Annotated in this window: 14 protein-coding genes; 5 read left to right on the top strand and 9 right to left on the bottom strand. The window is 58.2% G+C overall.

What is annotated here, in order from left to right:
- Window position 1: 1 nt before the first annotated feature.
- The 4 genes from DXC99_RS03225 to DXC99_RS03240 all read right to left on the bottom strand — a co-directional run bounded on the left by DXC99_RS03225 (window position 2) and on the right by DXC99_RS03240 (window position 5195).
- Window positions 2-1378, bottom strand: a complete 1377-nt coding sequence (locus tag DXC99_RS03225; RefSeq protein WP_117629240.1) for an alpha-amylase family glycosyl hydrolase — start codon at window positions 1376-1378, stop codon at window positions 2-4.
- A gap of 153 nt (window positions 1379-1531) precedes the next feature.
- A complete protein-coding gene (locus tag DXC99_RS03230) occupies window positions 1532-2728 on the bottom strand; it encodes an MFS transporter (RefSeq protein WP_117629241.1) in 1197 nt (398 codons plus the stop codon).
- 175 nt (window positions 2729-2903) lie between these two features.
- Window positions 2904-3656 carry a hypothetical protein gene (locus DXC99_RS03235; RefSeq protein ID WP_147329326.1) on the bottom strand — a complete coding sequence of 251 codons (753 nt, stop codon included), beginning with the start codon at window positions 3654-3656 and terminating at the stop codon, window positions 2904-2906.
- A gap of 165 nt (window positions 3657-3821) precedes the next feature.
- Window positions 3822-5195 (bottom strand): 6-phospho-beta-glucosidase, encoded by a 1374-nt coding sequence (locus DXC99_RS03240; protein ID WP_117583084.1) that lies wholly within the window; start codon window positions 5193-5195, stop codon window positions 3822-3824.
- 175 nt (window positions 5196-5370) lie between these two features.
- Here DXC99_RS03240 and DXC99_RS03245 point away from each other — a divergent pair, with 175 nt between their 5' ends.
- Window positions 5371-6123: a MurR/RpiR family transcriptional regulator gene (locus DXC99_RS03245; RefSeq protein ID WP_158550125.1), complete on the top strand. Its 753-nt coding sequence runs from the start codon at window positions 5371-5373 to the stop codon at window positions 6121-6123.
- 62 nt (window positions 6124-6185) lie between these two features.
- Here DXC99_RS03245 and DXC99_RS03250 read toward each other — a convergent pair whose 3' ends face one another.
- The 4 genes from DXC99_RS03250 to DXC99_RS03265 form a co-directional block, all read right to left on the bottom strand.
- Window positions 6186-7850 (bottom strand): PTS transporter subunit EIIC, encoded by a 1665-nt coding sequence (locus DXC99_RS03250; RefSeq protein WP_158551627.1) that lies wholly within the window; start codon window positions 7848-7850, stop codon window positions 6186-6188.
- A 314-nt stretch (window positions 7851-8164) separates the two neighbouring features.
- On the bottom strand, window positions 8165-10525 hold the full coding sequence (gene feoB, locus DXC99_RS03255) for a ferrous iron transport protein B (RefSeq protein ID WP_117629245.1): 2361 nt from the start codon (window positions 10523-10525) through the stop codon (window positions 8165-8167).
- A gap of 635 nt (window positions 10526-11160) precedes the next feature.
- Window positions 11161-12624 (bottom strand): basic amino acid/polyamine antiporter, encoded by a 1464-nt coding sequence (locus DXC99_RS03260; RefSeq protein ID WP_117583088.1) that lies wholly within the window; start codon window positions 12622-12624, stop codon window positions 11161-11163.
- A 109-nt stretch (window positions 12625-12733) separates the two neighbouring features.
- Window positions 12734-13510: a dimethylarginine dimethylaminohydrolase family protein gene (locus DXC99_RS03265; protein ID WP_117583089.1), complete on the bottom strand. Its 777-nt coding sequence runs from the start codon at window positions 13508-13510 to the stop codon at window positions 12734-12736.
- Between the two features lie 255 nt (window positions 13511-13765).
- Between DXC99_RS03265 and DXC99_RS03270 the strand changes: the two genes are divergently transcribed.
- Window positions 13766-14416: a GntR family transcriptional regulator gene (locus DXC99_RS03270; protein WP_117583090.1), complete on the top strand. Its 651-nt coding sequence runs from the start codon at window positions 13766-13768 to the stop codon at window positions 14414-14416.
- Between the two features lie 113 nt (window positions 14417-14529).
- On the opposite strand, the gene DXC99_RS03275 is transcribed toward DXC99_RS03270, so the two are convergent.
- Complete coding sequence (locus tag DXC99_RS03275) at window positions 14530-15432, bottom strand: alpha/beta hydrolase (RefSeq protein WP_117629246.1); 903 nt, start codon at window positions 15430-15432, stop codon at window positions 14530-14532.
- A gap of 246 nt (window positions 15433-15678) precedes the next feature.
- On the opposite strand from DXC99_RS03275, the gene DXC99_RS03280 reads away from it, so the two are divergent.
- The 3 genes from DXC99_RS03280 to DXC99_RS03290 all read left to right on the top strand — a co-directional run bounded on the left by DXC99_RS03280 (window position 15679) and on the right by DXC99_RS03290 (window position 18861).
- A complete protein-coding gene (locus tag DXC99_RS03280) occupies window positions 15679-16242 on the top strand; it encodes a PTS glucose transporter subunit IIA (protein ID WP_117583092.1) in 564 nt (187 codons plus the stop codon).
- Window positions 16243-16422: 180 nt separating this feature from the next.
- The gene (gene asnS / locus DXC99_RS03285; RefSeq protein ID WP_117629278.1) at window positions 16423-17826 is read left to right on the top strand and encodes an asparagine--tRNA ligase; all 1404 of its coding nucleotides are present in this window, start codon (window positions 16423-16425) and stop codon (window positions 17824-17826) included.
- Window positions 17827-18075: 249 nt separating this feature from the next.
- On the top strand, window positions 18076-18861 hold the full coding sequence (locus tag DXC99_RS03290) for a hypothetical protein (RefSeq protein ID WP_117629247.1): 786 nt from the start codon (window positions 18076-18078) through the stop codon (window positions 18859-18861).
- Window positions 18862-18950: the final 89 nt, after the last annotated feature.

Here is an 18950-nt window from a genome sequence, read left to right on the forward strand (position 1 = left end):
CCTAGGCCCTCGACAGATAGCGCACCTCGTAGGGCGCAAGCTCAAGAGTACCCGTCAGCTCAACCGTGGGCGCGCCGTCGGCAAGCAGGTCAACAAAGGACCCGTTGAGCTCGCCAGCGCCAAAGGTGTAAGGCTCGTCCACGGCATTCACCGCCACGAGTACCGTCGCGCCGTCGCAGGCGCGCTCGAACAGCAGCTGCTTGTTCTGGATCACCACGTTGCGATAGGCACCGTAGTTGAGAGCACGGGCCGCCGCGTCGTCGGCCGAGCGAAGGTGCGTGAGCTGCGTGACGAACGCCGTCAGCTCGTTGGGCGCAGGCTCATCGAGCGCAGGTCGCAGCGCCCAGTCACCATCGGGGCCGCCCTTTTCGCCGGCAATCCCCCACTCGCTGCCATAGTAGACACACGGAATGCCCGGCATGCCAAAGAGCATGCCATAGGCGGGACGCAGGCACGACTTGTCGGTGAGGATGCTCGCCAGGCGCGGCACGTCGTGGTTGTCGACAAACGACAGCAGGTGTTTGCCGCGGTAGATGCACCACGGATCGCCGCCAAACTGGCGATGCAGCGAATGCGCGATCTCGAACATGTTGACCGAGTTAAAGCTGGAGCACAGGCCCTTGTAGCACTCGTAGTTGGTGCAGGAGTCGAGCATCTCGTCGTTGACGATCTGGTTGTAGTCGCCGTGGAGCGTCTCGCCGATCAGCACAAAGTCGGGCTTGAGCTCACGGGTAAAGGCATGCAAACGACGCATGAAATCACGGTCAAGCATATAGGCAACGTCCAGGCGCAGGCCGTCGACGCCAAAGACCTCGGCCCAACGACGCACGGACTCGAGCAGGTAATCGACCACGGCGGGGTTTTGCAGGTTGAGCTTCACAAGCTCAAAATGGCCCTCCCAGCCCTCGTACCAAAAGCCGTCACTATAGCAGGAATCGCCGTCAAAACTGATGTGGAACCAGTCCTTGTAGGGCGAGTCCCACTTACGCTCCTGCACGTCGCGGAAGGCCCAAAAGCCACGACCGACGTGGTTGAAGACGGCATCGAGCACCACGCGGATGCCATGGGCGTGCAGCGTCTCGCACACGGCGGCAAAGTCGGCGTCGCCACCTAGGCGGCGGTCGATGTGGCGCAGGCTGCGCGTGTCGTAGCCATGGCTGTCGGATTCGAGCGGCGGGTTAATGAGCACAGCACCGATGCCGAGCTCTTGCAGGTAGTCGGCCCATTGGGCGATCTTCATGATGGGCGCATCGGGGTTGGGCGCGGCGTTGGCAGCCTGAGCGAGTTCATCCTCGGCAACGGGGGCGGCGTTTTCGCGCGGAGCTCCGCAAAAGCCCAGCGGATAGATCTGATAGAACGTCGTCTCGTATGCCCACATAGCAACCTCCCGGTAAGCTCAACACAACGACATCCATTGTATGCCCGGCTTGTATCCTCTTCCCCAAAATAAGTTGCGGTGAAATAATTCCTGCTTGGGCCTTCAGAGGCCTTAAACAGGAGCTATTCCACCGCAGCTGATGAGGGGACGTGATTAGGCGACGGGCTTTGCGCGGCGTATGGCTGGGAACAGTACGGTGATGGCAAGGATGACGCCCACGACGGTAATCGCCCCGCCCGCAAAGCCAATCCAAGCGATACCGGGACCCGAAACCACGGCGCCGCCGATTGCGGTGCCCGTGCCGATACCGAGGTTAAACAGGCCCGAGAAGATCGACATGGCGACGGCCGACGAATCCGCCGGCGTGTACTTGATGAGCTCGGCCTGGAACGCAACGTTAAAGGCCGTGGAGCAGCAGCCCCATAGCGCGCAGACGGCAAGCACTGCTACGAGCGACGATGCGACCGGACCCACGAGCAGCAGAGCCACCGGCACGCCGGAGAGCGTGATAGCCAAGAACGGGAAGCGATGCCCATCGAACAGGCGGCCAAACAGCCAGCTTCCGAGCAGACCAGAGCAGCCAAACGCCGTCAGCGTCATGGTAATAGCGCTTGCGTCGACGTGCGCGACCTGCGCCAGGAACGGCTCGATATAGCTGTAACCCGCATAATAGCCGGTCGCCATAAAGACCGTGACCGCGTAGAGCGCAATCAGGAACGGGTTCTTGAGCAGCTCGGGCAGCTGTTTGACGGTAAAGCGCTCGCCCGCCGGCATGGCCGGGAACACCGCGGCCTGGTAGACAACCGCGACAGCCGAGAGGGCCCCGACCGCGGCGAATGTCATGCGCCAGCCCACGGCCAGTCCGATGGCGCGGCCGATCGGCAGGCCAAAGATCTGCGCGATGGACGAGCCCGTGGCGATCATGCTAATGGCGAGCGCCCCGTGGCGACTGTCGACCAGGCGCGAGGCCATAATCGAGGCGACCGACCAGAACACGGCATGTGCGCAAGCGACCACCAGGCGCGCACAGACCAGGATGGGATATGTCGGTGCCACAGCGGACAGGAACTGACCCAGAGAAAACACGGCGAGCACGCCGAGCAGCATACGCTTGAACTCAAAGCGCGAGGCAAACACCATGAGTGGCAGCGACAGCAGCATGACGCCCCAAGCATAGACCGAGATCATGATGCCTGCCTGGGCCTCGGTGAGCGAGAACGACGCGGCGATATCAGTCAGAAGGCCGATGGGCATGAACTCCGACGTGTTGAACACGAACGCACAGCAGGCGAGCCCGATAAGCGGGAGCCACTGCCTGAGTGCGATACCACCTTGCTTTGTTTGGGCCATATAGGAAAACCTCTCCGATTATCTTGAGCGGTGGGCGATTATAGCAATGAGAAGTCTATAAAATGAGCAACAAAAGAATTCTTGGAAAACGATCGTTAACAGACGGCGCGCCAATTCTACTTAGAAAGCAAGGTACGCAGGAACTCAATGTCGAAAACGCGGCTTCATCTTCGGGCTATCGCGCCTGCTCGGATACGCACAAGGACACCCCCATGAGCACGTCAATTTCGAGCCAACTCGCAACCGCACAATGAACTAGCAAAAGAAGGATATAAGCAAACGCCCCATAATAAAGTCCCTCATGTACAAGCGCCGTCACTGAAAGTGCCGACGGCAGCGCCGCACTCGAAACTACCCATCCAACAAGAACCTGGATAGCGCAACTTGCAACCAGGTTCCATGCCACTAGCAGCGTTGCGGGACGCGCGATTTCTCTGCAGGAGGAACGAAGCACCGTGACCGAACGCATGATGTAGCGTGGTGCAAACCGAATGCCTCGTAGTCCCCTCTGCTCCACGCCCGCATCTTCAATTAACACGAATACGAACGACGCGGAAAGAAGCGTCACGATTACTGCCACCACAAGCGAGCACAACACCCCGAGCTGGCTGCTCGCAAGCGAGGCAAAGACTACAATTGCCGATAAAATCAAGTGAACCAAATAAATTAGCAGCGCCCCAGAAATCTGGAGGGGAACCGTCGAGGCCAAGAGATAAACCGGAGGGGTTCGAGCAGGTTGCACCGTCTCTTTGGACCGGTCGACGGCAAATAATGAAAAAGCCACATTCGATAGAAGCAGGTTTAAAAAGGCCGCGACCACAGTGCAAATAAGCGTAATGGACGGATTGATATAGGCGAGCTCAGTTGCAACGTTTGATACACCAATTTGAAGCGCGCTCATAACAAACAAGGGGATATATAACGCCATCGTGCAGCCACTCCGGCATCCCTTCGCCCGATCGCCCGATTCCAGAAAGACATTGAAGTTCTCTCGCAAGTTCACTCTATACCCGTTTTCTTACTAGGCAGGGCGAACGAGCGCCAATATAAACGCCGGTCCGCCCATCCATGATTTCTAGTTTTAACGTCCAGACTAGTCTGTCCAGCCGTCGATGTAGTCGCGGTTAAGCTCAAAGTACTGCGCGGCGATGTCTTTCGCCAAGGAGTACGAATTAACGAGCGGGTGCATCGCGAGGCTCTCGACAATGTCGCGCTTCGATCGGTTAACGATGCCACGCGCCACGGTGCGCTCGTAGTACTTGACGCGACGAATCAATTCGAGGTTTCCCGCGGGCACAGAATCGGCTTCGACGCGATGCGGTACACAGCCATCGGTGGAGATATCGCACGTTGACTCGATGACATCTGTATCGAGAAGGCCGGGGATGGCGCCATTGTTGGGGGTGCACAGGATCATCTGCTGCGTCTTGCCAGAGCGAGCAATATCCATGAAACGGAGCGCAACACCTGCGTATCCGCCAGCATCTTTGCCGTACACGTCAAACGTCCACGGCTTGTCGCGGTGAATACCTGTCTCGGCCGCCATGTAGTTGTTTTCGCGCATTCCGTACCACTTCTCAAAGCACGCGAGGCCCTTTTCGAAGTCGTTCTCAATATCGATAGATGCAAGCTCGCTCGTCATTTCTCGATTAATTTCTTCGATTAGTTCGCCGCGCGTCTGGGGCGAAGAGAGAACGTTGGCAACGGCGCGCTCGCGATAGTAGAAATAGTATAGGTACTCATTTGGCACGCATCCGCGATTTAGAACGAGATCCTTCTCGAAGAACCTAAGATCCGTATGAGCATATGCCCCGTCGTCGTGGATCAAGTCGGGCATGATGTCCTCGCCGTCAACCGTCACATTGCGGAAGAACGAGAGGTGGTTGAGTCCATAGCACTCGCCCTGAACCGATGCGGGATCAACGCCTTTATACTCGGCAAACTGATGCAACATGCCCGAGGGGGCATCGCAAATGCCATAAGTAAAATCGTAGCCCATATCGCGTAAGGCCTGAGATACGACGCCAGCGGGATTAGTAAAGTTAAACACCTTGACGCCCGGCTTTGCGTACTTCTTGATTAACTCGCAATACGAAGCAAGCGCAGGGACGGAGCGCATGGCAAAAGACACGCCGGCTGCGCCAGTCGTCTCTTGGCCAAGAACCCCATGTGAGAGAGCAATGCGCTCATCGCGAACGCGCATATGGTCCCCACCGACGCGAATCGTCGTGATCACGTAATCGGCGTCCTTAACGGCCTCGACTGCATCGCCCGTCAGTGAAAAATTAAGCGTGGGGCAAAGCATGCCCGAGACATGGGCGGCAAGGCCACCGTAGATGCGCAGCTTCTCGGGATCATTGTCCATAAACACAAGTTCATCGATTCCAAGCGATGACGCCTGCTGGGCTATGCTCTTTGCCAAAAACATGGAGCGGACGCCACCGCCGCCTATGACCGTAAGTTTCATATCGAAACCCCCAATTAGCACATTCAATATTGCACGGTTCGCCTGTGTATGGATATTGTATCCAGCATGGAGGGCCGCTTCCCGCCCCGGCTGCAAGGCGGGAAAGGAATTCCCCAAGGAGTTATTATTTACGCAACGGAAGCGGCCACACACGTCCGGCGGGAAGGGAGCACCGATGGTTGATAAAAAGCAGATTTCCAAGCTCTACTCAGCCGCAAAGCTATCCGAAACCGAGCAAAGCGTACTCGAATACCTGCTCAACAATATCGACACCCTCGATGATATTGGCATAAAACCCGTCGCCATGGCATGCTTTACCAGCATGACGACAGTCATCAGGCTTTCGAAAAAGCTCGGCTACCGTGGCTACCGCGAAATGATGTACGATCTCAAGCACCTTCAGCATGTCTCCCGCGAAATGAATCAATCACTCAAAGACAGTAGCGTCCACTTCGTATGCCACACCGGAGATGTAGACGTATTCATCGCCGCACTGCATCGCAACAGAATGATCGGAGTAAACGGAGAGGGCTTCTCACGCATCGTTGCGCAGTACATGGCGACCAAGCTCGTTGGACTTGGCTTTTTGGCCGTCATACAGGACTTCCTAGAAACCGATCAGTTTGTCGAATCCAACCGAAATACGCTCAGCTGCATGATGCTCATATCCAAATCGGGCCAGACAGAAGCCATCCTGGAAACCGCAAGGGCATGCCACGACGCGGGCATTACGACCCTCGCGTTTACCGGCAACGAAGACAGCGAGCTCGCCAAGACGGCAGACGCGATCTTTACGATACATGACGATCACCCAATGGATCTTAAGAACGTTAAGCCTAACTGCTTTACCGGAAGTTGTATTCTCGCATTCGAAGAACTATTGAGTATCTGCCTTGACAATCTAAAACAAGAAGGCTTGGCTCCCTAAATCATGCGATAGGAAGCCAAGCCCTAGAATTGCGCTATGCAATTGAAAGCCACTTGCGCGTTTTACTCGTCACCGAGAACTTCGTGCACCTCAGAAGCGACTTCGCCGACACGAGGACCGTAAATGACCTGGATTGCCTTGTCGCTCAGGCGGATAACGCCCATAGCTTCAAGATTCTTGGTGAACACCTCGTCGTCTGCAACCTTAGAACCATCCTTGACAATCACGCGAAGACGTGAGATGCAGTTGTCAAGATCATCAATGTTGTCGGCTCCACCAAGCGCTTCGACAATGCCAACAGCAAGCGCGCTGTCCTTGGTCGCACGGCCCTGGACTGTCTTCTCGGGAGTGCTATCAGACTCGCCCTTTGCCTCAGCGGCCTTTGCCTCGAACTCGGCTCTGCTGTTGATCAACTCAATATCGTCACCATCGTCTCGACCGGGCGTCTTGATATCGAACTTAGTAATAAAGAACCGGAAGAGGAAGAAAGCTGCCAGGAAAAAGGCGGGGAGCAGAATAAGGTACGGAAGCAGATTAAGCTTCTCGGGGCGGAATAAGAATGGGATCAGGTCCTTGATATTTCCCTGGTACACCGAAACGCCCATTGCCTCCGAGAGAACTTCACCCAGTCCGGAAAGCGGAGCGTAAACGCCAAAGTAGAGCCAGGGGGCGGCAAACAGGAACGTAAAGAGAATAGGCTCCGTAACGCCAAAGAAAACAGTCGAAATCACTGTGGGGATTAAAAGACCAGCAACCTTCTTGCGGTTCTGGGGCTTGGCACAAGACCACATAGCAAGGGCGATGCCCGGGAACAACGCGTAATCGTTAATGCCATAGCCAGCCATGAAGGCCCTAACCAAGAGCTTGTCGCTACTGGGAGAAGCTAGCTGTGCAAGCTGAATAGCGCTATTGCCCACCACGCGCGTTCCGTCGACGACCATGGAGCCGCCAAGCTCAGTCCAATACATGGGCGTCTCGAGCAGCGGATGCAAGCCAAACGGCACAAGGCTCTCGAGCACCCAGCGATAGACAAACGTACCGACCAGACCGGAGCCTTTCACGAACGTCGCAATACCCGAGAAGCATCCACCGATGACGGGCCAAACGAAGTACATGATGCCGCCCAGGACGCCACCGGCGACCAGCGATACAATGGGAACCGTTCGACTGCCCGCAAAAAACGCCAGCGCCGTTGGAAGCTTGGTCTTGTAAAAACGGCCGGTGATCCAGGCGACCAGGCAGCCCACGATAATGCCGCCAAAGACACCAGAGCTGTAGCCAAAAAAGCCGAGCGAGGTAGTGTAGAGTGCGGACTGCTCACTCGCTTGAATGGACGTAAGGCCGACCTTCTGAAGAGCTTCCACCGTTGTATTGTCGGCAGCCAAGCCAGCTGCTCCAAGCAGAATCTCAACCGTCTTGAGCATGGTGAGATAGCAGACAAGGGCAGAAAAGGCAGCCCAGCCCTTCTCTTTGCGAGACAAGGAGAAGGCGCAGCCGACGGCAAACAAAACACCGAGGTTTCCAATGATTACCTCGCCGAGACCCTTAAATACCGAGAAGAACGTAAAGAGCGGCGAAGCGGCATACCAGTCCCAATTAACGCCAAGGGACACAAGGGTCAGTTCGGTCGTAAAAACGCTACCGATACCCAAAAAGAGACCGGAAATGGCAATGAGCGTAATCGGAACGAGCATTGCCTTTCCGAACGATTGGAATTTTTCTTTCATCAATTCCCTCCTCAATGAGCCTCTACAAACGACTATTGCACCCCACGTCCCCACACAGGCGAAACGGAAGACATGTTCGGCAATAGACACAAAGTGATTGTAGAAAGGGGCACACAAAATGCGCATCGGCATCGCGTAATGCGGTTAAATCGACTGACGATTGCAAGTATTTACGAATCCGTAAACGGCAGCAAATAGGCAGCGAACGGCAACCTGCAGCGTAGGACAGTCCCCGCAGGCCGACAATTACCGGTATTTTGGCTCATATTTATTGAATTGTTGCTCGCCCAAAAGCGCGGAGCATCAACGCGCCCCTAAGCCAACCCCAGCAATATGCCCGCCGAATGCACGACAAACGCCACGATCCAGGCGACCGTCACCTGAAACGCGAATACGGCCACGGCATAGCGCGCGCCCAGCTCACTCTTGACGGCGCCGATTGCCGCCACGCAAGGCGGGTACAGCAGCGTAAAGACCAAAAACACGTAGGAGGTAAACGGCGAGAACATAGTCGACAGCGCCGCGGGCGAGGTTGCACCCAAAAGCACCGTCAGGGTCGAGATGACGCTCTCCTTGGCAATAAGTCCGGTGACGAGCGCCGTCGATGCGCGCCAGTCACCAAACCCAAGCGGCGCCAGCACCGGCGCGATGATGCTACCAAGGCCCGCAAGGAGGCTTTGCGACTGATCAGCGACCACGTTAAAGCGAATGTCGAACGTCTGGAGGAACCAGATGACCACGGTAGCGGCAAAGATGATGGTGAAGGCCTTGGTGATAAAGTCCTTGGCCTTATCCCATGCCAGCATCACCGTCGTCTTGACGCTCGGTAGGCGGTAATTGGGAAGCTCCATGATAAACGGCACCGGGTCGCCCTTAAATGCCGTGCGGTTGAGTACCAGGGCCGCGACGCAGCCGACCGCGATGCCGATCAGATAGAGCGAGACCATGGCAGGAACCGTCGCCTGCGGGAAAAACGCCCCGCACAGCAGGCCGTAGACCGGCAGCTTGGCCGAGCAGCTCATGAACGGCGTGAGCATAACCGTCATCTTGCGGTCGTGCTCGGACGGCAGTGTGCGGGTCGACATGATTGCCGGCACGGTGCAGCCAAAACCAACGAGCATGGGCACGAAGCTACGGCCCGACAGGCCAAAGCGGCGCAGCACCTTATCCATGACAAAGGCCACGCGCGCCATGTAGCCGGAGTCTTCCAGAATGGAGAGGAACAAGAAGAGCACGACGATGATCGGCAGGAAGGTCAGCACGCTGCCCACGCCCGTAAGGACGCCGTCGACGGCGAGCGAACGCACCACGTCGTTGGTGCCGAACGCCTTGAGGCCCGCATCGGCCGAGGCGATGATGGCGGCGATGCCGTCCTCCATAAGTCCCTGCAACGCCGCGCCGATCACGCCAAACGTCAGCCAAAAGACGAGGCCCATGATCACCAGAAACGCCGGAATGGCCGTGTAGCGACCCGTCAGGATGCGGTCGATCTTGACGGAGCGCACGTGCTCGCGGCTCTCGTGCGGCTTGACGACGCAGCGCCCGCACACGTCGCCGATAAAGCTAAAGCGCATATCGGCCAGCGCGGACAGGCGGTCGGTACCCGCCTCGCCCTCCATCTGAGTGATGATGTGCTCAATGGCGTCGAGTTCGTTGCGGTCCAGGTGAAGCGCCTCGGTTACCAGCTCGTCGCCCTCAACCAGCTTGGTCGCTGCAAAACGCACGGGAATGTGCGCCGTCGCAGCATGGTCCTCGATAAGGTTGGCAATGCCGTGGATGCAGCGATGCAGTGCACCGCCGTCCGAGCCATCGGGTGCGCAGAAGTCCAGGCGGCCGGGACGTTCGCGGAACCGTGCCACATGCAGGGCATGGTCAACCAGCTCGCCGATACCCTCGTTGCGCGCGGCGCTAATGGGAACAACGGGCACGCCCAGCAGGCTCTCGAGCAGGTTGACGTCCACGGCGCCGCCGTTTGCCGTCACCTCGTCCATCATGTTGAGCGCGATGACCATGGGGCGATCGAGCTCCATAAGCTGCAGCGTCAGATACAGATTGCGCTCGATGTTGGTAGCGTCGATGATGTCGATGATGGCGTCGGGATGCTCATCCAGGATAAACTGGCGGCTCACGATCTCCTCGCCCGTGTACGGCGACAGGGAGTAAATGCCGGGCAGGTCGGTAACGCTTGCCTCGGGGTGGTTGCGGATGGTGCCATCTTTGCGGTCGACCGTCACGCCGGGAAAGTTACCAACGTGCTGGTTGGAGCCCGTAAGCTGGTTGAACAGCGTGGTCTTGCCGCAGTTTTGGTTACCGGCGAGGGCAAAATGCAGCGGTGCGCCCTCGGGCACGGCCGTCTTGGCAGCACGAGGCGAATACGTCCCCTCGCCCAGTGCCGGGTGATCTGTCGTGCCGATTGCGGCGTTGGCGCGCGGACCCATATCGGTGTCGTGAACACCCACGAGCTCGATGCGAGCAGCATCGTCCTTGCGCAGCGTCAACTCATAGCCACGCAGGCGAATCTCGAGCGGGTCGCCCATGGGGGCGTATTTCATCATGGTGACTTCGGTGCCCGGCGTTAGGCCCATGTCCAAAATATGCTGTCGGAGTGCCTGGTCGTCCGATGCCACCGATGCGACAACGGCGTCCTTTCCTATCTCGAGTGTATCGAGCTTCACGTCCGTGTTCCTCCCCCGGCGCCCACAGGGCGTTGCATTTTGTTTACCTTGGCCAACCGTTTGCCAAGGCTAACCAATTTAACCATGCATGATAGCGCGAACATGCAACGACGTTCAATCGACAGATTGGCGCAGGGGGGATTCTGGGCCATTGCTTCCCAGACGGGCCTGCTGCGGAAACCGAATCCCACTCCGGAACACCTAAACGGGATGGGCTTTCCGGTTGAGGCATCTAGCGGAAACTGCAGCCCGGAATCGGCGCTCAGACTGGGATGCAATTTCCCAATGGAGCCCTCGGGGAAACTGCGGCCCGGAATCTGCTCTCGAAACGGGACGCGGTTTCCCCGAGGACCGAAGCAGCCGCCCGCCCCTCGACAAAATGATCCGTTCCCTCCGTCGCATGCGGAACATCCAAGGAGTGTCCCAGGGTGCCGGCACAATAGGAACGTCCCCAGCTGCCGGCAGCATTTCGCCGCAACAACAAAAGCCCGCGCTGGCAACAAATGTCACCTGCGCGGGCTTGGTGGGCGCTCACAAAGGCACGTTACAGAGGCCCACGTCAGTTATGGATTACCGAACGGCACCGGCACGCGATGCCTCCGTCGGCTTACCAAGCGATGAAGCTTGCCGCAGTCTTAGACTATCGGCGCAATGCCGGCAAAGTGCAGATACAGCGAAATGATTGCCACGACAATGACCACCGCTGCGATCAGCTTGTCGTGCAGATGCGGAAGCACCGGTTTACCGCGGCCTCGCTCGCCCAGCATATAAACGGGAATGGCCGGAGCAAAAAGAATCGTCGTGATCATAACGCCCTGAAGACCCGTCGACCACACCAGGAACAATGTGTAGATGAAGCCGAGCGTACCGAAGAAGCGGGCTTTGCCGACGCTGGGCGCATGCGGCCCGTCCAGATGCTCGTTCTTCCAGCCAATCACCATGTAATAGGCAGCCGAGCAGACATACGGAACCAGAATCGTGTTGACTGCGCAGCTATAGAAGAACTGGTAGGTGCTCGCCGCCACATACGACACGATCAAGAAGAGCTGCGTAATGCCGGAGCTCACGAGAACCGTTACCACCGGGGCGTCGTGCTTGTTCGTCTTGGCAAACGCCAGCGGGAAGGATCCCTGGCGCGCCGCCTCGAACGGCGTCTCGGACGCAATGATGACATAGCCCAGCAGCGCGCCGACCAACGAAAGGATAACGCCAAGGTTTACGATGGCAGCACCAACCGGACCGATTGCGCACTCGAGAATTCCCGCCATGGAGGGCGTTGCAAGCTGTGCCATCTCCTCTCGCGGCATAATGCCGAGCGACAGCATAGAAATAATCAAATACAGGACAAAGACCGCCGCAAATCCGAGCGCCGTCGAGCGACCGACGTCACGCACGTACTTTGCGCGGCCCGAGATGACAACGGCGCCCTCGATGCCCGTGAAGACCCAGACAAGGGCAATCATGGTCGAGACAACCTGCTCGCCAAAGCCAGGACCAGCCGGCTCTCCCCAGAAGTTGTCCATAAAGATATCGACGTTGAACTTGCCCAGGAGCACAATGCTCAGCACAAAGAGTCCCAGCGGCACCAGCTTCGCCAAGGTGACAATCGTGTTAATGCCCGCAGCCTCCTTAACGCCACGAAGCACAAGGGCGGTAAGGAACCACAAAAACACGCTGGCGCAGACGATAGAAAGCAGGTTGTTGCCCGCGCCAAACGCAGGGAAGAAATAGCCCAGCGCGCTAAACAGCAAAAGTGCAAAGCTCACGTTGGAAAGGCATGCGCTGATCCAGTAGCCCCAGGCGGAGTTGAATCCAATGTAATCGCCAAAACCGGCCGCAGCGTATGCATAGATGCCACCGGTCAGGTCGGGACGGGCTTGAGACAAACCGTTGAACACCATCATCAACGCAAAGACGCCAATAAAGCAAATTCCCCACGAGACGATAACCGCACCGGTATTGGCTCCGCCTGCCGCCATATCGCCGGCAAGAGAAAAGATACCGCCGCAGATGCTCGCAGTGATGACCATCATGGTCAGACGGAAGAGATCCAGACCATTGGGGTCGATAATCTCGTCGTTAGAAGTTTTAGAGGCCATTGTATGTGCACCCCCTTCATCATGTGATCGAACGAAAGATGGCCCGGACGTCCCGAATCGGGTGCCGGGCCATCGGTCAAGCGATCATCAGACTGTTACAGCTATCGCGTTAGAAGCGCAGCGACAGGCAAGAAAGGCCGCCGTCGACCTTGCGATACTCGGAGGTGTCGACGACGAGTGTCTTGTAGCCCAGATCCTGCACGGCCTTGAGCACAGTCGGATAGCCCTCGGCAACGATGACCGTACCGTTGACCCAGATGCAGTTGGCGCCGTACGCCTCGTCCTCGGGCACGACGATCTTGTTGTACTGGGCAAAGTCAGGCTTATCGATGAACTCACCAGAGACGAGCATGTTGTTGTCCTCGATGTAGTTGACGCCCGTCTTGAGGTGCAGGACCTCCTCCAGCGGAACCTCAGAACCCTCGAGGCCCCAGCCCTCGAGAATCTCACAGAACTGGCGAATGCCCTCTTCGTTGGTACGAGCGGAGCGACCGACGTAGAAATGGTCACCGACCATCATGACGTCGCCGCCGTCAAGCGTGCCCGGAGAAACGATGTGCTTGACATGCTCGTCGTCAAAGAAGCGACGGACGGCCGGCTCAATCTCGTCCTTCTCGCCGTTGCGGCTATCGGCGCCGGGGTTGGTAATGATGGCGCCGCAGCGAGTGATAACGGCCGGATCTTCGACGAAGCAGCTGTCGGGATACTGCTCGAGTGCCGGCAGCACCGACACGTCAACGCCGCACTGCTCGAGCGCATGCTCATAATCGTAGTGCTCCTCGATGGCGCGCTCGTAGATGGGCTGGCCAAGCTCGGGGGCACTCGTGATGCCATTGCTCAGGGACTTGCCGGGGCGGCGGATGATGACGTGGCTGAACTTGGTCATGATGATCCTCCTTGGATCTCTTAGCAGAGAGCGGGACTTCTTCGCGCCCGCCTTCCTTTCGATGGCTTTATCTTAGGGCGGTTTTCCTGTTTTGTATATTGTATACAATCCTGAACGGTAGGTATTCTTCGGTAAGCGTATTCTTACGTATCGGCGCAAAGTAGCATGATTTAGCCGGTCGTTCTATAATTCAACTGAGCTATTCAAGTGAAACGTATTTGCTTTTAGAAATATACCGTTAAGGAACATAGGCTCATGGAAACGCTCAGAAAGCCCCTGAAGGACCACGTATACGACTATATTTCGAGCCGTATTGACGCCGGCGAGCTTTCGGCCGGCGACCGGCTGAGCGAGCAGGCGATCTGCGATGCCATGGGCGTGTCGCGCACGCCGGTCCGCGAAGCGCTCATCCAGCTCGCAAGCGACGGCTATCTGGACAATCTCCCCCGCCGCGGATTCCGCGTCCGTGGGTTCGATCAGCAAAACGCCGTTGAAGTCTTTGAGATTATGGGGCCGCTCGACGGGCAGGCCGCATATCTCGCCTGTCCGAATCTAACTGACGACGATATTACGCAGCTGAAATTTCTCGTCGGCTCCATGGACCTCGCGATCCAAGGCGGTCTCATCCGTAAGTATGACGACATTCAGCGAGACTTTCACCTTACGTACTTCAACCGCTGTGGCAACGACCGTCTGCGCGATATGATCTCGCAGCTCGAGCGTTGCTTTATCAAGCGCGATTACGAGACTGTTGACCAAGAGACGGCTTGCAAACTGCTCAATAAAGCCAACAACGAACATGCTCATATTCTTGAGTTGTTCGAAGCACGAGACGCGACGGGCGTGCGCGACTACGTTCGCGATGTCCATTGGAACACGGAAAACGCCCAGTTCACCGTTTGGTAGAAATACAACAAGGAAAGCTATCAGACGCCCATCTCACGAGAGTGGATAATCCCCCGTTTTTGTCGAAAAGCAGACCAAAAAATGGGAGATTATCCACTCTCGTGCTGCGCGGTCTAGAAACCGTGGCGCTCCAGGAAGCGGAAGGCTAGGCGAATCCATGGACGGACCGCCACCTGCTTGTCCTCGTTATCGACCGCGGTATTGGCGTTGCCGAGCGAAAGGCCGTGACCACCTTGGTCAAAGACGTGCATCTCGCATACGACGCCCTCCTCGGCCATGCGCTGGGCAAACGGGTAGACCTGTGCGATCGGCGCCGTCTTGTCGTCGGACACGCCCCACACAAAGGTTGGCGGCATCTGACGCGAAACATGTGTGGTGGGGCAGATATCGGCCAAATGCTCGTCAGTTGCCTCGCCACCCGTCACCATCGACAGGTAGTCGTTGAGCAGATCGCGCCCCGTCTTGCCACCCGTCTTGGGCACGCGCAGGTCGATGCGCGGGTCGCGTGTCTGCATGTCGCGCACATAGGCAAGGTCAAGCAACGGATAGCCCAGTACCACGGCGTCGGGACGAATATCCTCCGGACGAGCCCCGGCAAGGCCCGCGAAGGGTCCGGTCTTCCACTGCGTTGCCAACGAGGCGCAGATCATGCCGCCCGCCGAGAAACCCACGATGCACACGCGCTTGGGATCGACATGCCACTCGTCGGCGTTGGCGCGCACGGTAGCGATCATCTTGGCGAGGTCCGCCTGCGGGTGTGGAAAGCTCACGTCGCCCGTAGCACTCGTCACATAGTTGAGCACAAAGGCCTGGTAGCCGCGGTCCAAAAATGCAAACGCCACCGGGTCCTGCTCGTGCGGAGCGATATGCGTAAACCCGCCTCCGCCGCAGATGATCACCGCGGGGCGGCGGCCATTGGGCTTGTCGGGCAGCGGCTCGGCACCCAGATACGTAAACGTCGCCGGATAATCCTCGGTCGGCTCCTCGCCCCACAGCGCATGGTTCTCAATAAACATAGGTGCTCCCTCCGTGCGATTCGTGCGCGCTCGTTTTTCGCACCTTAGCGTACCCCACTTGAGCCCGCGGCGCAGAAACACCCCCGCAATAAGTTGGCCATCAACTGATATATCACATAATCCCAGCTCAGGACCATCGTTAAGCAGCGTAAAATAGGAGCGCTGACCGTGCTGGGAAACACGTACGAAACGTTTCCGGCAAACCACACGCGTGCAACATGCGCGCCTGATACGTTGGAGGCATCTATGGGTCTGCTCGATTCGCTCAAGTCCACGTTCACTTCGTCGGGCGAGGCGTCCGTTCCGCCCGCAGCAAGCTTCGCCACCCGCGAAGGCGTCATCTACGCTCCCGTCAACGGCGTGCTCGTCAATCTGAGTGAGGTTCCCGACGAGACCATCGCCTCGGGCATGCTCGGCCAGGGCTACGGCATCGAGCCCATTACCGGCACCATTTACGCCCCCGCTAACGGCCGTATCGGCGCCACCACCGTCACCAACCACTCCATCGGCATGATCACCGAGGACGGTCTTCGCGTGTTCATCCATGTTGGCCTGGGCACCGTGGAAATGAACGGCAAGGGTTTTGCCCGCTTCGTCGAGATGGGCGACACGGTCAAGGCCGGCCAGCCGCTCATCAGCTTCGACCGCGACGCTATCAAGGCCGCCGGTCACGAGGACATCGTGACCGTCATCATCTCTGAGCTCGACCGCCTCAAGAGCATCGACCACGTCGGCGAGTCTGGCACGCTTATCGGCGGCAACCCGCTCGTCAAGCTTGGCGACCCGCTGCTGGTAGCCAAGACCAAGTAGCCAGGTCCCGCGCACACAGCCAAAAGGCACCTCGTCAAGCGCCCGCGACCATTTGGCCGCGGGCGCTTTTCGTTTGAAAAACCATCCCGCCAATGCCTTATCTGTATAGCCCAAATGAGCCGAGCTGCTAGAATATCGAACTGTATGGATAACTATCATTCAACCGTTATGGGAGGATACGTGAACCGCACCAAAATCGCGCAGCTCTATGCCGATGCCGAGTCGCTCGGTGGCCAGACCGTCACCGTTGCCGGCTGGGTCAAGTCCGTCCGCGACATGAAGAACTTTGGCTTCGTTACACTCAACGACGGCAGCTGCTTCCGCGACCTGCAGGTCGTCATGAACCGCGAGGCGCTCGACAACTACGACGAGATCGCCCATCAAAACGTCTCGGCCGCCCTCATCTGCACCGGCACCGTCAAGCTGACCCCCGATGCGCCCCAGCCCTTCGAGCTTTCTGCCACCTCCATCGAGGTCGAGGGCGTCAGCGCCCCGGATTACCCGCTGCAGAAAAAGCGTGCCACCGTCGAGTTCCTGCGCACCCAGCAGCACCTGCGCCCGCGCACCAACCTGTTCCGCGCCGTGTTCCGTATCCGCTCTGTCGCGGCCGCCGCTATCCACCGCTTCTTCCAGGAGCAGGGCTTTGTCTACGTCAACACCCCCATCATCACCACGAGTGACTGCGAGGGCGCCGGCGAGATGTTCCGCGTGACCACGCTCGACCCCAAAAATCCGCCCCTCACCGAGTCCGGCGAGGTCGACTGGAGCCAGGACTTCTTTGGCAAGCATGCGAGCCTCACCGTGTCCGGCCAGCTCAATGCCGAGAACTTTGCCATGGCCTTTGGCGACGTGTACACCTTTGGCCCCACCTTCCGCGCCGAAAACTCCAACACCACGCGCCACGCCGCCGAGTTTTGGATGATTGAGCCCGAGATGGCATTTGCCGACCTCAACGACTACATGGATAACGCCGAGGCCATGCTCAAGTACGTCCTTAAAGACGTTATGGCCACCTGCCCCGACGAGCTCAACATGCTCAACAAGTTTGTGGACAAGGGTCTGCTCGAGCGCCTGGACCATGTCGCCAACTCCGACTTTGCCCGCGTCACCTATACCGAGGCCGTCGAGATCCTGGAGCAGGCCGTCGCTGCGGGTCACAAGTTTGACTATCCCGTGAGCTGGGGCATCGACCTGCAAACCGAGCACGAGCGTTTCCTGACCGAAGAGCACTTTAAGCGCCCGACCTTCGTAACCGACTACCCGGCCGAGATCAAGGCGTTCTACATGCGCATGAACGAGGACGGCAAGACCGTCGCCGCCGCCGACTGCCTGGTTCCCGGTATCGGCGAGATTATCGGCGGCTCCCAGCGCGAGGAGCGCCTGGATCTGCTCGAGACCCGCATCAAGGACCTGGGTATGAATCCCGAGCAGTACAAGTACTACCTTGACCTGCGCCGCTACGGTTCCTGCAAGCACGCCGGCTACGGTCTGGGCTTCGAGCGCTTGGTGATGTACCTCACCGGCGTGGGCAATATCCGCGACGTCCTGCCGCACCCTCGTACCGTGGGTAACGCCGACTTCTAATCGCCATAGCGCCACCAAACGCGTTCCAGTGCATCACGCCAGCGCCTCTCGGCAAGCCGAGGGGCGCTTTTTTCAACAGCATCCGTCAAGCTTTTGGCAAGGTTTTGGTCAGTTAGGCAGGGTTGTTGAAAACTCGACCCGCCGTTTGCCGGCAACCATCGACCGTCCAAGGCGTCACGCGTCCTTGGCCAGGCTTCGCGCCCTAGGCTCTGATCTGCCATCACCAAAAACGGAAAGGACGTGGGCGCTATGACCGAAGCCGTTGTTGAAAACTACGAGACCACGACCAGGGGCTCCGCCTCGATGGCAGCCTATCGCGCCGTACGCATCCTGCAGCTCTTGAGCGAGAACACCGGCGAGGACAAGGCACTGCTTTCCGACGAGCTGGTCGAGCTCCTCGCCCATCCCGACGACCCCGCCCGCATGCCCATCTCGGCGGCACGCCGCAGCATCTATACCTCAATATCTGCACTTCGTCACGCCGGATACGAAATCGACTATAAACGCGGCGTGGGCTATCGGCTCCTCACCCGCCCGCTTGCTGACGAAGAGATCATACGGCTCCACGGCATGGTCATGCGCAACCGATCGACGCCCATAGCCATTCGAAAGAGCATGGCGCAGCACCTGGTCGCCATGGCGAGCGCCGATGTTCGCGACTATCTCGATATGCCCGAACCTGCTCCAAGCGCAGGCGACAAATCCACCAAGGCCACACGCACGCCCGTCAAGCGCATCGATGCCTGCGAGCTCATCGAGCAGGCCATCGACCACGGAACCACGGTGAGTTTTGATATTTCGAGTGTCACGGCACGCGGAGAGGTCGAAGTGGCGCGGATGACACTCCGGCCCTTTGCCATCAAGCAACGAGACGGCATCTCGTATTTGCTGGGAACGGTCTATGACGCGCGAGGCGCCGACGACACGCTGCGTACCGTTGAGATCGGCCGCATGAGAAACGTCACCACACGTCTCCTCGACGGCAAGAAGCTCTTCGCCGCCCTGGACGAGGACGACGCCGCCTCCGCCGCATAAGACCCTCCGCCGCCCATTCGACTACCCGTACCGCCCATCCGATTCTGTATTAAAAAACCCGCCAGGCTGTTGTAAAAATGGACATCAGC

Source organism: Collinsella sp. TF10-11AT (genome assembly GCF_003437565.1).
Taxonomy (GTDB): Bacteria; Actinomycetota; Coriobacteriia; order Coriobacteriales; family Coriobacteriaceae; genus Collinsella.

Excerpts from the sequence above, each read along its gene's own strand:
- DXC99_RS03225 (WP_117629240.1), bottom strand. The coding sequence starts at position 1,378 with ATGTGGGCATACGAGACGACGTTCTATCAGATCTATCCGCTGGGCTTT.
- DXC99_RS03260 (WP_117583088.1), bottom strand. The coding sequence starts at position 12,624 with ATGGCCTCTAAAACTTCTAACGACGAGATTATCGACCCCAATGGTCTG.
- DXC99_RS03230 (WP_117629241.1), bottom strand. The coding sequence starts at position 2,728 with ATGGCCCAAACAAAGCAAGGTGGTATCGCACTCAGGCAGTGGCTCCCG.
- DXC99_RS03270 (WP_117583090.1), top strand. The coding sequence starts at position 13,766 with ATGGAAACGCTCAGAAAGCCCCTGAAGGACCACGTATACGACTATATT.
- DXC99_RS03290 (WP_117629247.1), top strand. The coding sequence starts at position 18,076 with ATGACCGAAGCCGTTGTTGAAAACTACGAGACCACGACCAGGGGCTCC.
- DXC99_RS03265 (WP_117583089.1), bottom strand. The coding sequence starts at position 13,510 with ATGACCAAGTTCAGCCACGTCATCATCCGCCGCCCCGGCAAGTCCCTG.
- DXC99_RS03250 (WP_158551627.1), bottom strand. The coding sequence starts at position 7,850 with ATGAAAGAAAAATTCCAATCGTTCGGAAAGGCAATGCTCGTTCCGATT.
- DXC99_RS03235 (WP_147329326.1), bottom strand. The coding sequence starts at position 3,656 with ATGGCGTTATATATCCCCTTGTTTGTTATGAGCGCGCTTCAAATTGGT.
- DXC99_RS03280 (WP_117583092.1), top strand. The coding sequence starts at position 15,679 with ATGGGTCTGCTCGATTCGCTCAAGTCCACGTTCACTTCGTCGGGCGAG.
- DXC99_RS03275 (WP_117629246.1), bottom strand. The coding sequence starts at position 15,432 with ATGTTTATTGAGAACCATGCGCTGTGGGGCGAGGAGCCGACCGAGGAT.
- DXC99_RS03240 (WP_117583084.1), bottom strand. The coding sequence starts at position 5,195 with ATGAAACTTACGGTCATAGGCGGCGGTGGCGTCCGCTCCATGTTTTTG.
- DXC99_RS03245 (WP_158550125.1), top strand. The coding sequence starts at position 5,371 with ATGGTTGATAAAAAGCAGATTTCCAAGCTCTACTCAGCCGCAAAGCTA.